At 73.4% G+C, this 21,533-nt stretch carries 18 protein-coding genes, 1 pseudogene and 1 riboswitch; of the genes and pseudogenes, 16 read left to right on the top strand and 3 right to left on the bottom strand.

Annotation, left to right across the window (positions count from 1 at the left end):
* Positions 1 to 47 precede the first annotated feature (47 nt).
* Together IF01_RS0126440 and rpsD are read left to right on the top strand one after the other, a co-directional pair.
* Positions 48 to 1,577, top strand: a complete 1,530-nt coding sequence (locus tag IF01_RS0126440; protein WP_244215630.1) for a replication-associated recombination protein A — start codon at positions 48 to 50, stop codon at positions 1,575 to 1,577.
* A gap of 322 nt (positions 1,578 to 1,899) precedes the next feature.
* The gene (gene rpsD, locus IF01_RS0126445) at positions 1,900 to 2,514 is read left to right on the top strand and encodes a 30S ribosomal protein S4 (protein WP_030396046.1); all 615 of its coding nucleotides are present in this window, start codon (positions 1,900 to 1,902) and stop codon (positions 2,512 to 2,514) included.
* A gap of 112 nt (positions 2,515 to 2,626) precedes the next feature.
* Here rpsD and IF01_RS0126450 read toward each other — a convergent pair whose 3' ends face one another.
* Positions 2,627 to 2,920 (bottom strand): tetratricopeptide repeat protein, encoded by a 294-nt coding sequence (locus IF01_RS0126450; protein ID WP_051742183.1) that lies wholly within the window; start codon positions 2,918 to 2,920, stop codon positions 2,627 to 2,629.
* A gap of 153 nt (positions 2,921 to 3,073) precedes the next feature.
* The gene (locus tag IF01_RS48510) at positions 3,074 to 5,236 is read right to left on the bottom strand and encodes an ATP-binding protein (protein ID WP_030396048.1); all 2,163 of its coding nucleotides are present in this window, start codon (positions 5,234 to 5,236) and stop codon (positions 3,074 to 3,076) included.
* Positions 5,237 to 5,502: 266 nt separating this feature from the next.
* On the opposite strand from IF01_RS48510, the gene IF01_RS0126460 reads away from it, so the two are divergent.
* The 13 genes from IF01_RS0126460 (at position 5,503) to IF01_RS0126520 (ending at position 19,526) form a co-directional block, all read left to right on the top strand.
* A complete protein-coding gene (locus IF01_RS0126460; RefSeq protein ID WP_030396049.1) occupies positions 5,503 to 5,979 on the top strand; it encodes a DUF948 domain-containing protein in 477 nt (158 codons plus the stop codon).
* A 4-nt stretch (positions 5,980 to 5,983) separates the two neighbouring features.
* The gene (locus tag IF01_RS49360) at positions 5,984 to 6,427 is read left to right on the top strand and encodes a DUF6167 family protein (protein ID WP_063764301.1); all 444 of its coding nucleotides are present in this window, start codon (positions 5,984 to 5,986) and stop codon (positions 6,425 to 6,427) included.
* Positions 6,427 to 9,096, top strand: a complete 2,670-nt coding sequence (alaS, locus tag IF01_RS0126470) for an alanine--tRNA ligase (RefSeq protein ID WP_030396051.1) — start codon at positions 6,427 to 6,429, stop codon at positions 9,094 to 9,096. Before IF01_RS49360 ends, alaS begins: the two co-directional genes overlap by 1 nt.
* Before the next feature lie 16 nt (positions 9,097 to 9,112).
* On the top strand, positions 9,113 to 9,592 hold the full coding sequence (gene ruvX, locus IF01_RS0126475) for a Holliday junction resolvase RuvX (protein ID WP_030396052.1): 480 nt from the start codon (positions 9,113 to 9,115) through the stop codon (positions 9,590 to 9,592).
* Positions 9,593 to 9,701: 109 nt separating this feature from the next.
* Positions 9,702 to 10,988: an endolytic transglycosylase MltG gene (gene mltG, locus IF01_RS45045; RefSeq protein ID WP_063764302.1), complete on the top strand. Its 1,287-nt coding sequence runs from the start codon at positions 9,702 to 9,704 to the stop codon at positions 10,986 to 10,988.
* A 156-nt stretch (positions 10,989 to 11,144) separates the two neighbouring features.
* The gene (gene mltG / locus IF01_RS47725; protein WP_063764303.1) at positions 11,145 to 13,139 is read left to right on the top strand and encodes an endolytic transglycosylase MltG; all 1,995 of its coding nucleotides are present in this window, start codon (positions 11,145 to 11,147) and stop codon (positions 13,137 to 13,139) included.
* Between the two features lie 34 nt (positions 13,140 to 13,173).
* Positions 13,174 to 14,004, top strand: coding sequence for a shikimate dehydrogenase (locus IF01_RS0126490; RefSeq protein ID WP_030396055.1), 831 nt, complete (start codon positions 13,174 to 13,176; stop codon positions 14,002 to 14,004).
* Between the two features lie 269 nt (positions 14,005 to 14,273).
* Positions 14,274 to 15,458 carry a chorismate synthase gene (aroC, locus tag IF01_RS0126495; protein WP_078880310.1) on the top strand — a complete coding sequence of 395 codons (1,185 nt, stop codon included), beginning with the start codon at positions 14,274 to 14,276 and terminating at the stop codon, positions 15,456 to 15,458.
* On the top strand, positions 15,455 to 15,976 hold the full coding sequence (locus tag IF01_RS0126500) for a shikimate kinase (RefSeq protein ID WP_030396057.1): 522 nt from the start codon (positions 15,455 to 15,457) through the stop codon (positions 15,974 to 15,976). The genes aroC and IF01_RS0126500 overlap by 4 nt, the downstream gene beginning before the upstream one ends.
* Positions 15,969 to 17,060: a 3-dehydroquinate synthase gene (gene aroB / locus IF01_RS0126505; RefSeq protein ID WP_030396058.1), complete on the top strand. Its 1,092-nt coding sequence runs from the start codon at positions 15,969 to 15,971 to the stop codon at positions 17,058 to 17,060. Before IF01_RS0126500 ends, aroB begins: the two co-directional genes overlap by 8 nt.
* Positions 17,061 to 17,068: 8 nt before the next feature.
* On the top strand, positions 17,069 to 17,497 hold the full coding sequence (gene aroQ / locus IF01_RS0126510; protein ID WP_030396059.1) for a type II 3-dehydroquinate dehydratase: 429 nt from the start codon (positions 17,069 to 17,071) through the stop codon (positions 17,495 to 17,497).
* A gap of 230 nt (positions 17,498 to 17,727) precedes the next feature.
* Positions 17,728 to 18,585: an AAA family ATPase gene (locus tag IF01_RS0126515; protein ID WP_375341002.1), complete on the top strand. Its 858-nt coding sequence runs from the start codon at positions 17,728 to 17,730 to the stop codon at positions 18,583 to 18,585.
* A 107-nt stretch (positions 18,586 to 18,692) separates the two neighbouring features.
* Positions 18,693 to 19,526: an Fpg/Nei family DNA glycosylase gene (locus IF01_RS0126520; RefSeq protein ID WP_030396061.1), complete on the top strand. Its 834-nt coding sequence runs from the start codon at positions 18,693 to 18,695 to the stop codon at positions 19,524 to 19,526.
* Between the two features lie 139 nt (positions 19,527 to 19,665).
* On the opposite strand, the pseudogene IF01_RS0126525 reads toward IF01_RS0126520, so the two are convergent.
* Positions 19,666 to 20,001: pseudogene (locus IF01_RS0126525) on the bottom strand (ArsR/SmtB family transcription factor); the annotation flags it as partial.
* A gap of 83 nt (positions 20,002 to 20,084) precedes the next feature.
* Positions 20,085 to 20,277: riboswitch (cobalamin riboswitch) on the top strand.
* Between the two features lie 32 nt (positions 20,278 to 20,309).
* On the opposite strand from IF01_RS0126525, the gene nicT reads away from it, so the two are divergent.
* Positions 20,310 to 21,470 carry a Nickel transporter NicT gene (gene nicT, locus IF01_RS0126530; RefSeq protein ID WP_037781170.1) on the top strand — a complete coding sequence of 387 codons (1,161 nt, stop codon included), beginning with the start codon at positions 20,310 to 20,312 and terminating at the stop codon, positions 21,468 to 21,470.
* Positions 21,471 to 21,533 lie beyond the last annotated feature (63 nt).

Below are 21,533 nucleotides of genomic sequence, written 5' to 3' on the forward strand. Positions count from 1 at the left end.
CCGCGGATCCGGGGCGGGCTGTCGGAGGGCTCGCATAGGCTTCCGGTGTGGACGAACCGGACCTCTTCACCGCCGCCGCCGAGGAACGCCAGGCCAAGGAGCCCGGACGGGCACCGCTCGCCGTGCGGATGCGCCCGCGCACCCTCGACGAGGTGGCCGGTCAGCGGAAACTGCTCAAGGACGGCTCCCCGCTGCGCCGGCTGGTGTCGGGGTCGCGCGGCCCCGCGGCGACCAGCTCGGTGATCCTCTGGGGCCCGCCGGGCACCGGGAAGACCACGCTCGCGCACGTCATCAGCCAGGCCGTCGAGGGCCGCTTCGTCGAGCTGTCCGCGATCACCGCCGGGGTCAAGGAGGTCCGCGCGGTCATCGACGGCGCCCGGCGCGCGGTCGGCATGAGCGGCCGGGAGACGGTGCTCTTCCTCGACGAGATCCACCGCTTCTCCAAGGCCCAGCAGGACTCCCTGCTCCCGGCGGTGGAGAACCGCTGGGTGACCCTGATCGCCGCGACCACCGAGAACCCGTACTTCTCGGTGATCTCCCCGCTGCTCTCCCGCTCGCTGCTGCTCACCCTGGAGTCGCTGACCGACGACGACGTCCGGGCGCTGCTGCGCCGCGCGGTCGTGGACGAGCGCGGTCTGGGGGGCGCGGTGGAGCTGACCGCGGAGGCCGAGGACCACCTGGTCCGGCTGGCCGGCGGCGACGCCCGCAAGGCGCTCACCACGCTGGAGGCGGCGGCCGGGGCGGCGCTGGAGCAGGGCGAGCCGGAGATCACCCTCGCCAGCACCGAGACCGCCGTCAACCAGGCGGCCGTCCGCTACGACCGGGACGGCGACCAGCACTACGACGTGGCCAGCGCGCTGATCAAGTCGATCCGGGGCAGCGACGTCGACGCCACGCTGCACTACCTGGCCCGGATGATCGAGGCGGGGGAGGACCCGCGCTTCATCGCCCGCCGGCTGATGATCTCGGCGAGCGAGGACATCGGCCTGGCCGATCCGACGGCGCTGCCGACGGCGGTCGCGGCGGCCCAGGCGGTGGCGCTGATCGGCTTCCCGGAGGCGCGGATCATCCTCTCCCAGGCGGCCATCGCGCTCGCCCTGGCGCCCAAGTCCAACGCCGCCTACCTGGCGATCGACGCGGCGCTCGCGGACGTCCGGCAGGGCCTGGCCGGGCCGGTGCCGCCGCATCTGCGGGACGCGCACTACGGGGGCGCGGGCAAGCTGGGGCACGGCAAGGGCTACCAGTACCCGCACGACCTGCCGGAGGGCATCGCGAGCCAGCAGTACGCGCCGGACGCGGTGCACGGGCGGGCGTACTACCGGCCGACCCGGCGCGGCGGGGAGGCGCGGTACGCGGACGTCGTGGAGTGGACCAGGGGGCGGCTGCGGGGCGAGCCGGCCGGGCCGGCCAAGGCGGAGTCGAGGGGCGCGGCGAAGGCGGTACCCAAGGCGGTACCCAAGGCAGAGCCGAAGCCGGAACCCGAGCCGGAACCGAAGCCGGAGAGCAAGGCGGACCCGAAGGCGGGATCGGAAGCGGCCCCGGAGAGTGTGACGGAGGGGGACCGGGAGGCCGGGTGAGGGGGCCGGTGATCTGCCGGTATACTCGGCCGGAGTGCCATGTCCCGGGACGGCGGTGGGGGAGACCCGACCGACCGGCCGCACCAGCGGGACATCGGCCGTAGACCCCCTCCGGGGGGTCCGCACCAGGAGCGTCGCGCACCGTCTCGGTGTCGCGGGCGACCGGTTCCCGGCCCGCCCGTGTGACCAGCACATTCGTGCCCGGCTCCGGAGAGCGGCTGATCGCACTGCCTCAGGGCGGTGGGGTTTTCTCCGGGCCGCGACATGCGACCTCCGTCAACACCTGGTGAAGCCGTAGTCGTCAGTAAGGAAGGTTTGGTTCATGGCGAACCAGAAGCGTCCCAAGGTCAAGATCGCGCGTGCGCTCGGCGTGCCGCTGACCCCGAAGTCCGTCAAGTACTTCGAGGCCCGCCCGTACCCGCCCGGCCAGCACGGCCGTGGTCGCAAGCAGAACTCGGACTACAAGGTCCGTCTGGTCGAGAAGCAGCGTCTGCGCGCTCAGTACGACCTGAGCGAGAAGCAGATGGCGCGCGCGTTCGACCGCGCGAAGAAGGCCGAGGGCAAGACCGGTGAGGCGCTCGTCGCCGAGCTGGAGACCCGCCTCGACTCGCTGGTGCTGCGTTCGGGCATCGCCCGCACCATCTACCAGGCCCGTCAGATGGTCGTCCACGGCCACGTCGAGGTCAACGGCGGCAAGGTCAACAAGCCGTCGTTCCAGATGAAGCCGGGCTTCGTGGTGACCATCCGCGAGCGCAGCAAGGAGAAGGTCCCGTTCCAGGTCGCCCGTGAGGGTGGCAACGCGGGCGAGGGCCAGACCCCGAAGTACCTCGAGGTCAACCTGAAGGCCCTGGCCTTCCGCCTGGACCGCGCGCCGCAGCGCAAGGAGGTCCCGGTGATCTGCGACGAGCAGCTCGTCGTCGAGTACTACTCGCGCTGACCCGCGAGCGGTATCACCTGCGGTACCCAGCGAGCCCCCGTCGCCCTTGTGGCGGCGGGGGCTCGCCCCTGTGCGGGGGAGGTTCTGCCTCGTACCGGGTGTACCGGGTTCGTCAGAGCTGCTCGCCGGTCATCGCGGCGACCAGCCGCAGGTGCGGCCGGGCCTCCTCGTGGCGGCCCTGGCGCTCCAGGGTGCGGCCCAGCATCAGCCGGGCGTAGTCCTCGGCCGGGTCGGCGTCCAGCACCAGGCGCAGCTCCGCCTCGGCCCGGCGGAGCTGGGCGGAGTGGAAGTAGCTGCGGGCCAGCAGCAGCCGGACCGACAGGTTGGCCGGCTCCTCGGCGAGCACTCCCTCCAGCATCCGGGCGGCGTCGGTGTACGCCTTGGAGTCGAAGTAGAAGTTCGCCATGCGGTACTCGTCGGCGAGGTTGGTGGCCACGGGGTGCTCCTTCCGAACGGGCCGGTTGTTCCGCCCCCTCCAGCAAGGGACAAGTTTCAACTATTCCCGGGGCGGTGCCGGGCACCCGCAGGCTTCACCGGGCACCCGCAGGCTTCACCGGGATCACCGGCCCACCGGCGAGGGCTGCGGGGCCGGCGGCAGCGGCCCCGGTCCCGGCCGCGCCCCCGGGCCGCCCGGGTGCTCGCCGCCGCCCAGCGCGCGGTGCACGGCGGCGTCCAGGTCGAGCCGGGTGCCGGTGGTGAAGAAGTCGGCGTACTCCTGCTCGGTCAGCCCGGCGACGGCGCGCTCCTCGCAGGCCCGGTGCGGGCCGTTGAAGGTGCGGGAGCCGAAGAACGGCTTGCCGACCGCCTGCCAGATCCGGTGCGCCGCGCCCTGCAGCACCCGGGCCTCGCGCAGGTCCCCCGGCTCGCCCGGGCCGGCCGGCTCGGTCTCCAGCAGCGCCAGCAGGTCGATCGCCAGCACGATGCCCAGCAGGTCGTTGAAGAGGTGGTTGAGCCGGACGCTCTCCCGGGCCAGCGCCCGGGCCGGGCGGACCTCGCCGTTCAGCCAGTGCGAGTACGCGTATGCGTACAGCCCGTACGCGTACGCCCACTGCTCGCCGTGCTCCTCGCACAGCTCGCGGATCTGGGCGAGCCACAGCTCCCCGCTGTCCTGGTCGCCCTGGAACAGGTAGGCGATGCCCAGCTCGAACATCGCCATCAGGACGTTGCTGTTGAGCTCGCCGATGGTGCGGTAGTGCCAGAGCGCCTCCTCGAACAGCTCGGCCGCCCGGGCCGGTTCGTCGCCGATCAGCGCCGCGCAGCCCTGCCGGTGCACCGCGTAGGCGAGCGCGCGGTCGTCGCCGGTGGCCAGCGCCTGGCGGCGGCACTCCTCCAGCGCGGGCCGGGCGGAGACCAGGTCGCCCTGCAGGGTGGCCGTGTAGCCGGTCACCCAGAGCGCCTTGGCCCGGGCCTCGGTGGGCTCGGGGGCGAGGGCGAGGGCCCGGTCGAGCCAGTGCCGGCCCTCGCCGAGGTGGCCGCAGCCGACCCAGTAGAACCACAGCGTGCCGGCCATCAGCAGGGCGATCTGCTCCTCGCCCGGCTCGGCCAGGCAGAACTCCAGGGCGGCCCGCAGATTGGTGTGCGCCAGCTCGGTCCGCTCGGCGGTCTCGGCCTGCCGGGGGCCGAACCACTCGACCTCGCCCCAGGTGGCCACGCCCAGGTACCAGTCGCGGTGCCGGCACAGCAGCCGGTTCTCCTCGCCGGCCGCGCGCAGCCAGCGCAGTCCGTACTCGCGGAGGGTGTCCAGCAGCCGGAACCGGACGCCGAAGGGGCTGTCCTCGCGCAGCACCACGGACTTGGCGACCAGCTCGGTGAGCAGGTCCAGCAGCTCGTCCGGATCGACGCCCGCGCCGCCGCAGACGTACTCGGCGGCGTCCAGGTCGAAGCCGCCCGCGAAGACCGAGAGGCGCGCCCAGAGTAAACGTTCCTGCTCCGTGCAGAGCTCGTGACTCCAGCCGATCGTCGTCCGCAGGGTCTGATGGCGCGGCAGCGCGGCCGGATCGCCGCCGGTCAGCAGCCGGAACCGGTCGTCCAGCCGGGCGCCGATCTGCTCCACCGACAGCGCCCGCAGCCGCCCCGCGGCCAGCTCCACCGCCAGCGGGATGCCGTCCAGCCGCCGGCACAGCTGGGCGATCCCCTCCGCGTTCGCGGCGGTGACCGCGAACGACGGCAGCACCGCCCGGGCCCGGTCCGCGAACAGCAGCACCGCGTCCGGCAGTGCCCCCGGGGCGATCGCGCCGGGGGCGCCGACCGGCAGCGGCGCCAGGTTCAGCAGGTGCTCCCCGGCCGTCCGCAGCGCCACCCGGCTGGTCGCCAGCACCCGCAGCCCCGGCAGCGCCCGCAGCAGCGCCACGGCCAGCTCGGCGCAGGCCGGCACCAGGTGCTCGCAGCCGTCCAGCACCAGCAGCAGCCGGCGCCCGGCGAGCCGCTCGGTCAGCACCTCCACCGGGGCCCGCGTCGTCCCGTCGGTCAGCCGCAGCGCCTCCAGCACGGCGTGCCCGAGCAGCTGGCCGTCCTGCACCGGGGCCGCCTCGACCAGCCAGGTGCCGTCCGGGAACGCCCCGGCCGCCCGCGCGGCGGCCCGCAGGGCGAGGCGGGTCTTGCCGACCCCGCCCGGGCCGGTGACCGTCACCAGCCGCCGCTCGGCCAGCAGCAGGGCCAGCTCGGTCAGCTCGCGCTGCCGGCCGACGAAGCTGGTGACCTCCGCCGGGAGCCGCCCCGGCACCGGCCGGTCCGGCCGTGGTGTGGAATCCCGATCCAACCCCTGCTCCCCGTTTCGAGGCCCGGGCCGGTTCGGCCCGGGCGTCCGGCGCGGCCGCGTGGGTGGCGACCTGCCTGGCAGAACGAGGTGACCGGCGGGTAGGTTACGCGCGCGGATCGCACACCCGGTCGGTTCGCCGCGCGGCCCGCGGGGGAAACCCGGTCCGGAAACCCGGTGCGGTCGCGATAGGGTTCCCCCTGGGAAACAGCAAGGCGAGGGAGCGCGCAAAGGTGTCCGTGGGAGAGCTGGCCGGTCTGCTCGTCGCCGTGTTCTGGGCGGTCCTGGTCACCCTGCTCGCGGTCGTGCTGGTCCGGCTGTCGCGGGTGCTCAAGGAAGCCACCGTCCTCGTCTCCGCCGTCACCGAGCAGGCCGTGCCGCTGCTGACCGACGCCGGCGCCGCCGTGCGCAGCGCCAACGAGCAGCTGGAGCGGGTGGACGAGATCACCGCCAATGTGCAGGACGCGGCGGCCAACGCCAACGCGCTCTCCTCCACCGTCGCGGCGACCCTCGGCGGCCCGCTGGTCAAGGTCGCGGCGTTCAGCTACGGCGTGCGCAAGGCGGTCGCCAAGCAGCAGGGCACCGCGACGCTGCCCACCCAGCCGTCCGAGCGCGAGGAACTGGCCCGGCTGATCCGGGCCGAGGTCCGCGCCGCGACCGCGCCGAAGACCGGCCTGCTGTCCCGGGTCCGGCGCGCGGTGAGGGGCTGACGGCATGGTGCGACGCATCTTCTGGATGGCGGTCGGCGCCGGTGCCACCGTCTGGGCCATGAACAAGGCCAACGAGGCCGTGCACCGGCTCACCCCGGACAGCCTGTCCGGCACCGCCGCACGCGGCGCGCTGCACCTGGGCGACCTCGCCAAGCAGTTCGCCCAGGACGTCCGGAGCGGCATGACCGAGCGCGAGGAGCAGCTGCGAGAGGACCTCGGGCTGGACGGCACCGCCGTCGTCGAGCCGCGCCGCCGCGGAGCGCTGCGCGGCGAGCCCCAGTACCGAGCTATCTCGGCGGCGCCCGGTAGCCCGGCCGCCGCCCTGCCTCCGCCCAGCCGTGCCCGCGCCTCGTCCGAGGACGGTACGGGCACCACCCCCCAAGCCATCGAGAGAACGCCCCGGCGCGCGATTCCGCCGCGGGGCGGTACGAACCGGAAGGACCACTAATGGAGTCGGCAGAGATCCGCCGCCGCTGGCTGCGCTTCTTCGAGGAGCGCGGCCACACCGTCGTTCCGTCGGCGTCCCTGGTCGCCGACGACCCCACCCTGCTGCTGGTCAACGCCGGCATGGTGCCGTTCAAGCCGTACTTCCTGGGCGAGGTCAAGCCGCAGTTCTCGCGCGCGACCAGCGTCCAGAAGTGTGTGCGCACCCTGGACATCGAGGAGGTCGGGAAGACCACCCGGCACGGCTCCTTCTTCCAGATGTGCGGCAACTTCTCCTTCGGCGACTACTTCAAGGAAGGAGCCATCAAGTTCGCCTGGGAGCTGCTCACCACTCCCGTCGCGGACGGTGGCTACGGCCTGGAGAAGGAGAAGCTCTGGATCACCGTCTACAAGGACGACGACGAGGCCGAGCAGATCTGGCGTGACGTCATCGGCGTCCCGTCGGAGCGGATCCAGCGCCTGGGCATGAAGGACAACTTCTGGTCGATGGGCGTCCCCGGCCCGTGCGGCCCGTGCTCGGAGATCAACTACGACCGCGGCCCCGCCTACGGCGAGGAGGGCGGCCCGGCCGTCAACGGCGAGCGCTACCTGGAGATCTGGAACCTGGTCTTCATGCAGTACGAGCGCGGCCACGGCGACGGCAAGGACGGTTTCGAGATCCTCGGCGACCTGCCGAGCAAGAACATCGACACCGGCCTCGGCCTGGAGCGTCTGGCCGCCATCCTGCAGGGCGTCGACAACCTCTTCGAGATCGACACCAGCCGGATGATCCTGGACCGGGCCGCCGAGCTGACCGGCCACACCTACGGCGCCGACCACAAGTCGGACGTCTCGCTGCGCGTGGTCACCGACCACATCCGCACCGCGCTGATGCTGATCGGCGACGGCGTCACCCCCGGCAACGAGGGCCGCGGCTACGTGCTGCGCCGCATCCTGCGCCGGGCGATCCGCAACATGCGCCTGCTGGGCGCCACCGGCGTGGTCGCCAAGGACCTCACCGATGTCGCGATCAAGGCGATGGCCCCGCAGTACCCGGAGCTGGAGGCCGACCGCAAGCGCATCGAGACGGTCGTGGTCGGCGAGGAGTCGGCCTTCCTGCAGACCCTGAAGGCCGGCACCAGCCTGCTCGACGCCGCGGTCACCGAGACCAAGCAGTCCGGCGGCGCGGTGCTCTCCGGCGACCAGGCGTTCAAGCTGCACGACACCTACGGCTTCCCGATCGACCTGACCCTGGAGATGGCCGAGGAGCAGGGCCTCCAGGTCGACGAGGCCGGCTTCCGCCGCCTGATGCAGGAGCAGCGGGACCGCGCCAAGGCGGACGCCAGGGCGAAGAAGATGGGCCACGCCGACGTCGCCGCGTACCGCGAGGTCGCCGACAAGTCCGGCGCCAGCGTCTTCACCGGCTACACCCTCACCGAGGGCGAGGCCACCGTGGTCGGCCTGCTGGTGGACGGCGTCCCGGCGCCGGCCGCCTCCGAGGGCGACGAGGTCGAGCTCATCCTCGACCGCACCCCGTTCTACGCCGAGGGCGGCGGCCAGCTCGCCGACCACGGCCGGATCCGGCTGGACTCCGGCGCGGTCGTCGAGATCCGCGACGTCCAGCAGCCGGTGCCGGGTGTGGTCGTGCACTCCGGCGGCGTGCTGTTCGGCGAGGTCGTGCTCGGCGCCTCGGCGTACGCCACGATCGACGTGGACCGCCGCCGGGCGATCGCCCGCGCCCACTCGGCCACCCACCTGACCCACCAGGCGCTGCGCGACGCGCTCGGCCCGACGGCCGCCCAGGCCGGTTCGGAGAACGCCCCGGGCCGCTTCCGCTTCGACTTCGGCTCGCCCGCCGCCGTGCCCGGCAGCGTGCTGACCGACGTCGAGCAGAAGATCAACGACGTGCTGACCCGGGAGCTGGAGGTCACCGCCGAGGTCATGACGATGGACCAGGCCCGCAAGGCCGGCGCCATCGCGATGTTCGGCGAGAAGTACGGTGACGAGGTCCGGGTCGTCACCATCGGCGACTTCTCCAAGGAGCTGTGCGGCGGCACCCACGTCGGCAACACCGCCCAGCTGGGTCTGGTGAAGCTGCTCGGCGAGTCCTCGATCGGCTCCGGGGTGCGCCGGGTGGAGGCGCTGGTCGGCGCCGACGCCTACCGCTTCCTGGCCCGTGAGCACACCGTGGTCGCCCAGCTGACCGAGCTGGTCAAGGGCCGTCCGGAGGAGCTGCCGGAGAAGATCTCCGGCATGCTCGCCAAGCTCAAGGACGCCGAGAAGGAGATCGAGCGCTTCCGCGCCGAGAAGGTGCTCGCGGCCGCCGCGGGTCTCGCCGACTCGGCCGAGGACGTGCACGGCATCGCCGTGGTCGCCGCCCGGGTCGCCGACGGCGTCGGCGCGGACGAGCTGCGCAAGCTGGTCCTGGACGTGCGCGGCCGGCTCGGCTCGCGCCCGGCCGTGGTCGCCGCCTTCACCGTGGCGAACGACCGCCCGCTGACCGTGATCGCCACCAACGAGGACGCCCGCGGCCGCGGCATCAAGGCCGGCGAGCTGGTCCGCACCGCGGCCAAGACCCTCGGCGGCGGCGGTGGCGGCAAGGACGACGTCGCCCAGGGCGGCGGCACCGACGCGACCGCGATCGACAAGGCCGTCGCCGCCGTGCGCGGCCTGGTCGCGGAGCGTGCCTCCTGATGGGGTCCGCGTTCTGATGGAGATCGAGGAGAAGCCCTTCCGGCGCGGGCGGCGGATCGCCGTCGACGTCGGGGACGCCCGGATCGGGGTCGCGTCCTGCGACCCCGACGGGGTGCTCGCCACCCCGGTGGAGACCGTCCCGGCCGGAGTGAAGTCGCAGGCCAGGATCGCCGCGATCGTCGAGGAGTACGGCGCGATCGAGGTGGTCGTCGGTCTGCCGCGCTCGCTCAGCGGCAAGGAGGGCCCGGCGGCGGAGAAGGTCCGCGGCTACGCGGTCCGGCTGGCCAACCGGCTCTGGCCCGTCCCGGTCCGGCTGGTCGACGAGCGGATGTCGACCGTCACCGCGACCCACGGGCTGCGCGCCTCGGGGGTCAAGGCCAAGAAGGGCCGCTCGGTGGTCGACCAGGCCGCCGCGGTGGTGATCCTGCAGACCGCCCTTGAGTCCGAACGGGTGAGCGGACGCCCGCCCGGTGAGAGCGTCGAGGTGGCGGGCTGACCGGCCTGTTCTAACGTCCCGGTGAGGGGTCCGTGCGGACGCGTCCGCACGGACCCCTCTGCCATTGCCGTCGTGCCGCACTCCGTGCGGACCGCCGAGGGGGCGTGCCGTGACCGACCTGGACCTCACACCCGGCCTGAGCCCCGGGCACCTCGGTGCGCCGGTGATCGAACCGGAGGGCCGTCCGCCGGGCCCGCCCGCCCCGCGCCCCGAACCGCCGGACCCGCACCGGCGGCGCAACGGACTGGCCTGCCTGCTGACCGCGCTGTCGCTGGTGGTCGTGTTCGGCGGGATCGGGCTGGCGGGCTTCAGCTGGCTGCAGGGGCAGCGCAAGCCGCCGGCCGCCGCAGACTTCACGGGCGGCGGGTCCGGGTCGGTGCAGGTCTCGGTGTCGGAGGGGGCCGGCCTCAGCCAGATCGCCTCCGCCCTGGTGCGCAACGGCGTGGTGGCCAGCTCGCTGGCCTTTACCCGGGCGGCGAAGGGCAGCGCGGCGGCGGCCGGGCGGATCCAGCCGGGCACGTACACCCTGCGGCAGCGGATGTCGGCGGCCGCGGCGCTCGCCGTCCTGGTCGACCCGGCCAACGCCAACGGTCTGACCATCCCCGAGGGCTGGCGCGGCAGCCAGATCTTCGCGGCGATCGACAAGAAGCTGCAGCTGGCCGCGGGAACCACCGAGCAGACGGCCAAGGACCAGGCCGCCGAGCTGGGCCTGCCGGAGAACGCCAACGGCACCCCCGAGGGCTATCTGTTCCCCGCGACCTACAGCGTCACCGAGGACACCACCGCCGCCGAGCTGCTGAAGCAGATGGTCGACCGGGCCGGGAAGGAGTTCGCCCGGGACGACGCGGAGGTCGTCGCGACCAATCTCGGGCAGAGCCTGTACGGGCTGGTGACCATCGCCAGCATGGTGCAGGGCGAGGCCGACAACTCCGAGGACATGGCCAAGGTCGCGCGGGTGATCTACAACCGGCTGGCCAAGAACATGCCGCTCCAGCTGGACTCCACCATCAACTACGCGCTCGGACGCTCCACGCTGAACACCAGCGTCACGGACACCCGGCTCGACTCCCCCTACAACACCTACAAGCACGCCGGGCTGCCGCCGACCCCGATCTCCAACCCGGGACGGCAGGCGATCATGGCGGCGGTGGACCCGGCGCCGGGGGACTGGCTCTACTTCGTGACCGTGAAGCCCGGGGACACCCGGTTCACCGACAGCTTCGAGGTGCAGCAGAAGAACGTCGCCGAGTTCAACGCGACCCGGGCCGCGAGCCCGTCCGCGACGGCCTCGGGTTCGGCCCCGGCGTCCGGCTCGTCCTCGGGCGCGTCCTCCGGGTCGGCGCCCGCGTCGGGCTCCGCCGGGGCGGGGGCGCCCTCGGGCGCGGGCGGTCACTGAGCGCAGCGGCTGCGGCCCCGGCCGGACGGCCGACTGCGGTACGGTAGCGTCTCCGTCCAGGTGTTGCGCTAGCACGCCGGTTCGACAAGCAGCCGGGACGCCGTCCCGGGCGACCGGGCCGATCCTCCGGTCGTCTCCGTCGGTATAAGGGGATCAATGACCGATCTGGGTCGGGGCTACGGCCCCCAGGGCTCCGAGCCGTGGCATCCGGGAGACCCCGGGTACGGCGGTCAGCAGCCGGTCCCCGGCCAGCAGGACGGGCAGTGGCAGCAGAATCCCCAGCAGCAGCAGCAGCAGTACGGCGACGGCGGCCAGGGCATGGGGCAGCAGGGCTATCCCCAGCAGCAGGGCGTTCAGGGTCAGCAGCAGTACGGCGCCGGTCAGCAGGGGTACCCCCAGCAGCAGGGCATGGGCGGTCAGCAGGGCTATCCGCAGCAGCAGGGCGTCGAGGGCCAGCAGCAGTACGGTGGCCAGCAGGGTTACCCGCAGCAGCAGGGCTATCCGCAGCAGCAGCAGGGCATGGGCCAGCAGGGCTACCCGCAGCAGGGGATGGGTCAGCAGGGGTACCCCCAGCAGCAGGGCATGGGCGGTCAGCAGGGCTATCCGCAGCAGCAGGGCGGCCAGGGTCCGCAGCAGGGCGTTCAGGGTCAGCAGCAGTACGGCGGCGGCCAGCCGGGCTACCCGCAGCAGCAGATGCCGCAGCAGGGCACTCCCCAGCAGATGCCCCAGCAGGGCGCGCCCCAGCAGCAGTTGCCGCAGCAGGGTGCGCCCGGCGGCCCCGGCCGGGCCGTTCCGGCGGAGCAGAAGCAGCCGGCCGCCGCGCGGCCCGCGGGCCCCGGACCGGACGGCATCGACTGGGAGGCGGAGGCCGCCGCGCTGGAGGCCGGGGCCGACCCGGTCGGCGCCGGTGAGGAGGCCGGGCACGCCGAGGGCGAGTGGGACGGCCACGAGGACGAGTACGCCGAGGACGAGTACCGCGGCGACGGCTCCGACGAGGACGGGAACGGCTTCCTCGGCGAGGAGGACCAGTCCCGCGAGGCCAAGAAGAAGCGCAAGGAGAACGGCAAGAAGTCGGGCCGGCGCAACGGCGGCGCCTGCCTGGTGGTCGCCCTGGTGCTGCTCGGGATCATGGGCGGCGCCGGCTGGTGGGGCTACGGCTTCTACAAGGACCACTTCGGCCCGCCGCCGGACTTCCCCGGCCCGGGCAGCGGCTCGGTCAAGGTCGAGATCAAGCAGGGCGCGGCCGGCAGCCAGATGGGCCTGGCGCTGAAGCAGGCCGGCGTGGTCAAGAGCGTCGACGCCTTCAGCAAGGCCTGCGACAAGAACGTCAAGTGCACCACCATCCAGCCCGGCACCTACAGCATGCCGACGGAGATGTCCGCCGACGGCGCCGTGCAGTTCCTGGTGGACGCCAACGGCGGTGAGAAGCTGATCGTCCAGGAGGGCCTGACCGCCGCGGCCACCTACGTCAAGATCGACGACAAGCTGAAGCTGGCCAAGGGCACCACCGCGGCCGTCGCCAAGGAGCAGGTGGCCACGCTCGGCCTCCCGCCGTACGCCAACGGCAACATCGAGGGCTTCCTCTGGCCGACCCGCTACTCGATCACCGAGGGCATGAAGCCCGAGGAACTGCTCAAGCAGATGGTCAAGAACGCCGTCGACCGCTACGCGAGCCTGGACGCCGAGGCGTCCAAGATCGGGCTGAAGACCGGCTACGAGGTGGTCATCGAGGCCAGCATCCTGCAGGCCGAGGGCAACAACCCCGAGGACTTCGCCAAGATGGCCCGGACCATCCAGAATCGGCTGGCCGACAAGGGCAAGGTCAACGGCAAGCTCGGCATGGACACCACGCTGCAGTACGCGCTGGGCCGCAAGACGCTGGACAAGAGGGACATCAACGACGCGTCCAACAAGTACAACACCTACTACAACGCCGGCCTGCCGCCGACCCCGATCTCCAACCCGGGCGACGCCGCGCTGAAGGCCACGCTGAACCCGGCGGACGGCAAGTGGCTGTACTTCATCGCGATGTCCCCGACCCAGACGCTGTTCGCCGACACGGACGCGGAGCACGCCAAGAACGTCGAGTCCTACTGCCTGGCGGCGGGGCAGAAGTTCGACGCAGCCTCCGTCCACTGCACCACCAAGTGACGACCGCCGGGAGGCGACGGAGGAAGTGAGCAGCGTGACCAGCAAGCACCGGGCGGCCGTCCTCGGCTCGCCGATCGCCCACTCGCTCTCGCCCGCCCTGCACCGGGCCGCCTTCGCGGCGCTCGGTCTGGACGGCTGGCGCTACGACCGGTTCGAGGTCGACGAGGCCGGCCTGCCCGGTTTCGTCGCCGGGCTGGACGAGGCCGAGTGGGCCGGCTGCTCGCTGACCATGCCGCTCAAGCGGGCGGTGATCCCGCTGCTCGACGAGGTGAGCGGGACCGCCCGGACGGTCGACGCGGTGAACACCCTGGTCTTCACCGCCGACGGCCGGCGCGAGGGCCACAACACGGACGTGCCCGGCCTGGTCAACGCGCTGCGCGAGCGCGGCATCACCGAGGTGCCGGCGGCGGCGGTGCTCGGCGCCGGGGCCACCGCCTCCTCGGCGCTGGCCGCGCTGGCCCGGCTCGGCGCCCGCGAGGTGACCGTCTACGTCCGCACCCCCGAGCGGGCCCGGGAGATGGCCGCGCTGGGCGAACGGCTCGGCGTGGCGGTGCGCACCGCCGACTGGGAGCGCGGCGCCGACGCGCTGGCCCACCCGCTCACCGTGGCCACCACCCCGGTCGGGGCCACCGACGCCTTCGCGGCGCGCCTGACCGCCGGGCCGGGCGCGCTGTTCGACGTGCTGTACCACCCGTGGCCGACCGCGCTGGCCGCCGCCTGCGCGGACCGCGGGGCGACCGTGCTGGGCGGCCTCGACCTGCTGGTGCACCAGGCGGTCCTGCAGAACGAGCTCTTCACCGGGCACACCCCCGGTCCGCTGGCGGCGGTCCGCGCGGCCGGCGAGGCGGCGCTCGCGGCGGGCTGACCGCCGCCCGCACCGTGGGTGGTGCACGGACGGTGTGCGTCCGCGGTGCGCCCACCGTGTCCGTACTGTGCCCGGGGCGTGGTGGTGTCCCGCCGGCCGGCCGACGGTCGCGCGGTGACCGGCCATTCCCGTCCGCCGGTCGGCCGAATGATGTCCGGTGATCGGACTCCAGGTCCGGTCGGCCGTCCGGCATGAAAGGATTCGGGGAGAGAAGGCACGCCCGGACGGGTGCGGCAGCCCCGCGCCGGTCCGCTGATGAAGGAGCTCCGTTGGGTACGTTGCGCTGGCTGACGGCGGGGGAGTCGCACGGCCCCGCACTCGTCGCGACTCTGGAGGGCCTGCCCGCCGGTGTACCGGTCACCACCGCGGTGGTGGCCGACGCCCTGGCGCGCCGCCGGCTCGGTTACGGTCGCGGCGCACGGATGAAGTTCGAGCAGGACGAGGTGACCTTCCTCGGCGGCGTCCGGCACGGGCTCACCATGGGTAGCCCGGTGGCCGTCATGGTCGGCAACACCGAGTGGCCCAAGTGGGAGCAGGTCATGTCGGCCGACCCGGTCGACCCCGAGGTGCTGGCCGGTCTCGGCCGCAACGAGGCGCTGACCCGCCCGCGCCCCGGCCACGCGGACCTGGCCGGCATGCAGAAGTACTCGATCGACGAGGCCCGCCCGATCCTGGAGCGCGCCAGCGCCCGGGAGACCGCCGCCCGCGTCGCGCTCGGCGCCGTCGCCCGCTCCTACCTCAAGGAGACCTGCGGCATCGAGATCGTCAGCCACGTGGTCGAGCTGGCCGCCGCCAAGGCCCCGGCCGGGGTGCTGCCGCTGCCCTCCGACGAGGCGAAGCTGGACGCCGACCCGGTGCGCTGCCTGGACGCCGACGCGTCGAAGGCGATGGTCGCCGAGATCGACCAGGCCCACAAGGACGGCGACACCCTCGGCGGCGTCGTCGAGGTCCTCGCCTACGGCGTCCCGGTCGGCCTCGGCTCGCACGTGCACTGGGACCGCCGCCTCGACGCCCGGCTGGCCGCCGCGCTGATGGGCATCCAGGCGATCAAGGGCGTCGAGGTCGGCGACGGCTTCGACCTCGCCCGCGTCCCCGGCTCGCAGGCGCACGACGAGATCGTGCCGGGCCCCGACGGCGCCAAGCGCGTCTCCGGCCGCTCCGGCGGCACCGAGGGCGGTCTGTCCACCGGGGAGCTGCTGCGGGTGCGCGCCGCGATGAAGCCGATCGCGACCGTCCCGCGCGCGCTGCGCACCGTGGACGTGCGCACCGGCGAGCCCGCCAAGGCGCACCACCAGCGCTCCGACGTCTGCGCGGTGCCGGCGGCCGGCATCGTCGCCGAGGCGATGGTGGCCCTGGTGCTCGCCGACGCGGTGAACGAGAAGTTCGGTGGCGACCACGTGTCGGAGACCCGGCGCAACGTGCAGAGCTACCTCGACAACCTGATCGTCCGATGACCGCTCCGGTCCTCGTGCTGGTCGGTCCGCCCGGCAGTGGCAAGTCCACCGTCGGGCGGGCCGTCGCCGAGCGCCTCGGAGTGGACTTCCGGGACACCGACGCCGATATCGAGGCGCGGGCCGGCAAGCCGATCCCGGACATCTTCGTGGACGAGGGCGAGCCGCACTTCCGCGAGCTGGAGCAGGCCGCCGTGCGCGCCGCGGCCGGGACCCACACCGGGGTGCTGGCGCTCGGCGGCGGCGCGGTGATGGCCGGGCCGACCCGTGAGCTGCTGCGCGACCTGCCGGTGGTGTTCCTGGAGGTCCCGCTCGCCGACGCGGTCAAGCGGGTCGGCCTGGACGCCCCGCGCCCGCTGCTGGCGGTCAACCCGCGGGCCCGCTGGCGCGAGCTGATGGAGGCCCGCCGCCCCCTCTACCTGGAGGTGGCCACCGCCGTCGTCGACACCGCCGGCCGCACCCCCGAGCAGGTCGCGGACGCCGTAATGGAAGCACTGGAGCTGAAGACCCCCCATGACTGACACCACCGTCAGGATCCACGTCGCCGGAAGCGCCGGCCACGACCCGTACGACGTGCTGATCGGGCACCAGCTGCTCGGTGAGCTGTCCCCGCTGATCGGGACCAGGGCCAAGCGGGTCGCGATCATCCACCCGGAGGCGCTGTCCGCCACCGCCGACGCCATCCGCGAGGACCTGGCGGGCGAGGGCTACGACGCCATCGCGCTGCAGGTGCCGAACGCCGAGGAGGCGAAGAGCGCCGAGGTGGCCGCGTACTGCTGGTCGGTGCTCGGGCAGACCGGGTTCACCCGCAGCGACGTCGTCGTCGGTCTCGGCGGCGGTGCCACCACCGACCTGGCCGGCTTCGTCGCCGCCACCTGGCTGCGCGGGGTGCGCTGGATCTCGATGCCCACCACGCTGCTCGGCATGGTCGACGCGGCGGTCGGCGGCAAGACCGGCATCAACATCGCCGAGGGCAAGAACATGGTCGGCGCCTTCCACCCGCCGGTGGGCGTGCTGGCCGACCTCGGCACCCTGGAGACCGTGCCCAAGCACGACTACGTCTCCGGGCTCGCCGAGGTCATCAAGTGCGGCTTCATCGCCGACCCGGCCATCCTCGACCTGATCGAGGCCGACCCCGAGGGTGCCAGGAGCCCGGCCGGGCCGCACACCGTCGAGCTGATCCGCCGCGCCATCCAGGTCAAGGCCGACGTGGTCTCCGGGGACCTCAAGGAGTCCGGGCAGCGCGAGATCCTCAACTACGGCCACACCCTCGGCCACGCCATCGAGCGCAACGAGCGCTACAAGTGGCGGCACGGCGCGGCGATCTCGATCGGCATGGTGTACGCCGCCGAACTGGGCCGCCTGGCCGGCCGGTTGGACGACGCGACGGCCGACCGGCACCGCTCGGTGCTGGCCTCGGTCGGCCTGCCGCTGACCTACCGGGCGGACGCCTGGCCGAAGCTGCTGGACGCGATGAAGATCGACAAGAAGTCGCGCGGCGACCTGATCCGCTTCATCGTGCTGGACGGCCTCGCCAAGACCTCCGTGCTGGAGGGCCCCGACCCGTCCCTGCTGGTCGCCGCCTACGCGGAGGTGTCCGCGTGACCAGGGTGATGGTGCTCAACGGCCCCAACCTGGGCCGGCTGGGCAGCCGCGAGCCCGACGTCTACGGCGCCACCTCGTACGCCGGGCTGGTCGAGCGTTGCACCGCGCTCGGCAAGGAGTTCGGCTTCGAGGTCGAGGTACACGAGACCAACTCCGAGCAGCAGATGGTGGAGTGGCTGCACGAGGCCGCCGACGGCCGGGTGCCGGTGGTGATCAACCCGGGCGCGTTCACGCACTACTCGTACGCGATGCGGGACGCCGCCGCGCAGCGCACCGCGCCGCTGGTCGAGGTGCACATCTCCAACCCGTACGCCCGGGAGACCTTCCGGCACACCTCGGTGATCGCCGCGGTGGCCTCCGGCACGATCGCCGGGTTCGGGATCGGCTCGTACGAGCTGGCCCTGCGGGCGCTCGCCGAGCAGCTCGCCGCGGGCTGACGCCGGGCCCGGTGGGTGACCGGCGGCGGTGCGGCGGTGGGCTGTGTCCACCGCCGCACCGCCGTGTAGTGTCCCGCTGAAGGAAGTCGGGAGGTGCCGTGACGCAGTACGCCGGGGGTGGATCCGTCCCCCCACGTCCCGTCGCTCCGCCGGTGCCGGGGTATCCGGTGGCGGCCGGGACGGTGCCTGTGCCGACGGTCGTGCCACTGGTCGTTCCGCTGCCTGCTGCGGTGCCTGCTGCGGTGCCTGTTCCGCTGCCTGCGCCGGTGCCTGCCGCGGTGCGTGCTGCGGTGCCTGCTGCGGTGGCCGTCGCGGGCGACTCCTCGGGGCCGCCGACCGTTCCGCTGCCGGTGCTGCCGTCCCCTCCGCCCGGACCGGTGCCCGCCCCGGCGCCCGCGCCCGCGCCCGCCCCGGCTCAGGCTGCGCCGCCCGCGCCCGCCCCGGTGCCCGCCGGCTCCACCGGGCACTTCCTGCTGCCCTCCGGCGCGCCCGTCCAGCTGCCCGCCCGGCCGCCGCAGCAGCACGCGCCCGCCGGCCCGATCGCGGTGCTGCTGATCGGCCCGGCCGGCGCCGGCAAGACCACCGTCGCCCGGCACTGGGCCGAGCGGCGCCCCACCCCGACCGCGCACATCAGCCTCGACGACGTCCGGGAGTGGGTGCAGTCCGGCTTCGCCAACCCGCAGTCCGGCTGGAACAACGCCTCCGAGGCGCAGTACCGGCTGGCCCGCCGGACCTGCGGCTTCGCCTGCCGCAACTACCTCGCCAACGGCATCTCCTGCATCATCGACGACGCGGTCTTCCCCGACCGCCCGGCGATCGGCCTCGGCGGCTGGAAGCGGCACATCGGGCCCGGCATGATCCCGGTGGTGCTGCTGCCGAGCCTCGACTCGGTGCTCCACCGCAACGCCCGGCGCAGCGGGAACCGCCGGCTCGGCGACGAGGAGGTGGCGCGGATCCACGGCCGGATGGCCGGCTGGTACAACTCCGGGCTGCCGATCATCGACAACTCCCACCTCGACGTGGCCGCCACCGCCGCCGAGCTCGACCGGGTGATCCTGGCCCGGCTGATGGGCATCCCGGTCCGCTGAGGGGCCCGGTGGCCGGGTGCTCCGGGGGCCCGCCGGCCCGGCGGGTGTGTCGGTGCCGACTGCGATGATGGACGGGTCCTGAACGTTCGACCGGGGGAGCCGCGCCCGTGCCGGAAGGCCACATCATCCACCGCCTCGCCGCCGAGAACCACCGTGCCTTCGGCGGCCGGGCGGTCCGTGCCAGCAGCCCGCAGGGGCGGTTCGCGGACGGCGCCGCGCTGATCGACGGACGGGAGCTGGAGGCGGCGGAGGCCGTCGGCAAGCACCTGTTCCTCGGCTTCGGCGAGGACGCCTGGGTGCACATCCACCTCGGCCTGTACGGGGGCTTCGGCTTCGCCGCGATCGGCGACGGCCCGGTGCCGGCGCCGGTCGGGCTGGTCCGGCTGCGGTTGGAGAACGACGAGCACGTCGCCGATCTGCGCGGCCCCAACACCTGCGCGCTGATCACCGGCGCCGAGAAGGCCGCGGTGGCCGCCAGGCTCGGCCCCGACCCGCTGCGCGCCGACGCCGACCCGGAGGCCGCCTGGCGGCGGATGGCGGCCAGCCGAACGACGGTCGCCGCCCTGCTGATGGACCAGAAGGTGCTGGCCGGGGTGGGGAACGTCTACCGCGCCGAGGTGCTGTTCCGGCACGGCATCGATCCGCACCGGACGGGCCGCGAGCTGCTCCGGGCCGAGTGGGACGCGATCTGGGCCGACCTGGTCGCGCTGATGCGCGAGGGCGCCGGCGCGGGCCGCATCGACACCGTGCGCCCCGAGCACACCCCCGAGGCGATGGGCCGCCCGCCGCGGGTCGACGACCACGGCGGCGAGGTGTACGTCTACCGGCGGGCCGGGATGCCGTGCCTGGTCTGCGCCACCGAGGTCCGGGCGGAGGAGCACGCCTCCCGCAATCTGTTCTGGTGCCCGTCCTGCCAGCCGGCGGGTACCCCGGCCCGCTGACCGGGCCGCTGACCGGGCCGGGTCAGCCGGTGGCCGCGTCGTGCTCGGGGTGCTCGTCGTGCCCTGGGCGTTCCGGGTGCTCGGGGTGCTCCGGGTGCTCGTCGTGCTCGTGGTGCTCGGGGGAGTCGACGGCGCACGCGTCCAGCAGGGGGCGCAGGTTCGCGTCCACGAGCCGATAGCGCACGACACGTCCCTCCTTCTCGCCGGTCACCACCCCGGCCGTCCGGAGCAGCCGCAGGGCCTGGGAGACGGCGGGGTCGCGCATGCCGGTGGCGACCGCCAGGTCGGTGACGGCGAGCGGCCCGGTGCGGTGCAGCGCGAGCAGCAGGGCGAGGCGGCCGGGGTCGGCGAGCAGCGAGAAGCGCTCGGCCCAGGAGCGGACGTGGGCGGTGTCGCCGATCGCCGCGATGGCCTCGCAGACCCGGTGCCCGTCGATGGTGCGGTGGCCCGCGCGGTCGGCCGGTACGAGATGCATACGGGCCATTCTCGCAGGCGGGACGCTGTGATCCTGGACACCTGCGCAGGTGCGCAGCCTTGCAAGGGTCACCGCCCGCCCCCTACGGTGTTGCCCGCCGTGGTGCTCGGGAAGACCGGTGACAGACCCCCAGGGGTCCCAGTCCGGAGCGGCCCTCGCCACTGTGATCGGGGGGAAGTGTCCGTACCCATGTCGCCACTGGGCGCCTCGCGCGTCTGGGAAGGCGGGTACGGGAGCCCCGTCAGCCAGGAGACCGGCCGCGGCATCTCACGAAGTATTTCCACGAGGTGCTGGAGCGTGATCCCAGGATGACCCTGCCCGAAACCGTCGCCGCCCCGGCGGCGCCCACCGCCCTGCCCACCTTCCGATGGCGGCGGGAGGACACCGTACGGACCGCCGGCCTGATGGCCGTGATCCTGGCCATGCACGTGGTGGCCTTCGGGACGCTGATCTTCCTGGTCGCGCCGGAGAAGTACGAGGTGGGCACCCAGGTCTTCGGGGTGGGCCTGGGCATCACCGCCTACACCCTCGGCATGCGGCACGCCTTCGACGCCGACCACATCGCGGTGATCGACAACACCACCCGGAAGCTGATGGCGGACGGCAAGCGGCCGGTCTCGGTCGGCTTCTGGTTCGCGCTCGGACACTCTTCGATGGTGGTGCTGATGGCCGCCCTGGTGGCGGGCGGCGCGCAGCTGGCCAGCACCCTGATGGACGACGAGTCCACCACCCACCAGTGGCTGGGTGTGGTCGGCACCTCGGCCTCCGGGGCCTTCCTCTACCTGATCGGCGCGCTCAACCTGGCCGCGCTGTTCGGCATCCTCAAGGTCTTCCGCTCGATGCGGGAGGGCCGGTTCGACGAGGCCGAGCTGGAGGACCACCTCAACTCGCGCGGCCTGCTGGCCCGGGTGCTGAACCGGGCCACCCGCTCGATCACCCGCCCCGGCCAGATGTTCCCGGTCGGCATGGTGCTCGGCCTGGGCTTCGACACCGCGACCGAGGTCACCCTGATGGTGATGGCCGGCTCAGGCGCGGCCTCCGGCCTGCCCTGGTACGCGATCGTCTGCCTGCCGCTGCTGTTCGCGGCCGGCATGAGCCTGTTCGACACCCTGGACGGCACCTTCATGAACTTCGCCTACCAGTGGGCGTTCTCCAACCCGGTGCGCAAGGTGTACTACAACCTGACCATCACCGGACTGTCCATCGCGGTGGCGTTCATCATCGGGACCATCGAACTCGTCGGCGTCCTGCACGAGAAGCTGGACCTCACCGACCCGGTGACCGGCTGGATCGCGGACATCACCCTGGACAACGTCGGCTACGCCATCGTCGGCCTGTTCGTCGTCGTCTGGGGCGCCGCCATCGCCTACTGGCGCCTCGCCGGCGTCGAGCAGAAGTGGGCCGCCCCTGCCGCCCCCGCTGCTGTCCAGAAACCCGCCCCGGCGCCCGCCCCGGCGCCCGCCGAGTAGCCCTCCGGGCCCGGGTGGGGGCGTTCGGCGGGCGGATCGGGGGTGGGGTTCGTAGGCTCGACG

Origin of the sequence: Kitasatospora purpeofusca, assembly GCF_000718025.1 — a bacterium.
Classification (GTDB): domain Bacteria; phylum Actinomycetota; class Actinomycetes; order Streptomycetales; family Streptomycetaceae; genus Kitasatospora; species Kitasatospora purpeofusca.

Bases quoted from the DNA above. Each gene is read 5' to 3' on its own strand.
- IF01_RS49360 (WP_063764301.1), top strand. From the start codon at position 5,984: ATGGTGCGACGCATCTTCTGGATGGCGGTCGGCGCCGGTGCCACCGTC.
- IF01_RS0126450 (WP_051742183.1), bottom strand. From the start codon at position 2,920: ATGGCGAACTTCTACTTCGACTCCAAGGCGTACACCGACGCCGCCCGG.
- rpsD (WP_030396046.1), top strand. From the start codon at position 1,900: ATGGCGAACCAGAAGCGTCCCAAGGTCAAGATCGCGCGTGCGCTCGGC.
- ruvX (WP_030396052.1), top strand. From the start codon at position 9,113: ATGGAGATCGAGGAGAAGCCCTTCCGGCGCGGGCGGCGGATCGCCGTC.
- IF01_RS0126500 (WP_030396057.1), top strand. From the start codon at position 15,455: ATGACCGCTCCGGTCCTCGTGCTGGTCGGTCCGCCCGGCAGTGGCAAG.
- alaS (WP_030396051.1), top strand. From the start codon at position 6,427: ATGGAGTCGGCAGAGATCCGCCGCCGCTGGCTGCGCTTCTTCGAGGAG.
- aroQ (WP_030396059.1), top strand. From the start codon at position 17,069: ATGGTGCTCAACGGCCCCAACCTGGGCCGGCTGGGCAGCCGCGAGCCC.
- aroB (WP_030396058.1), top strand. From the start codon at position 15,969: ATGACTGACACCACCGTCAGGATCCACGTCGCCGGAAGCGCCGGCCAC.
- nicT (WP_037781170.1), top strand. From the start codon at position 20,310: ATGACCCTGCCCGAAACCGTCGCCGCCCCGGCGGCGCCCACCGCCCTG.
- mltG (WP_063764303.1), top strand. From the start codon at position 11,145: ATGACCGATCTGGGTCGGGGCTACGGCCCCCAGGGCTCCGAGCCGTGG.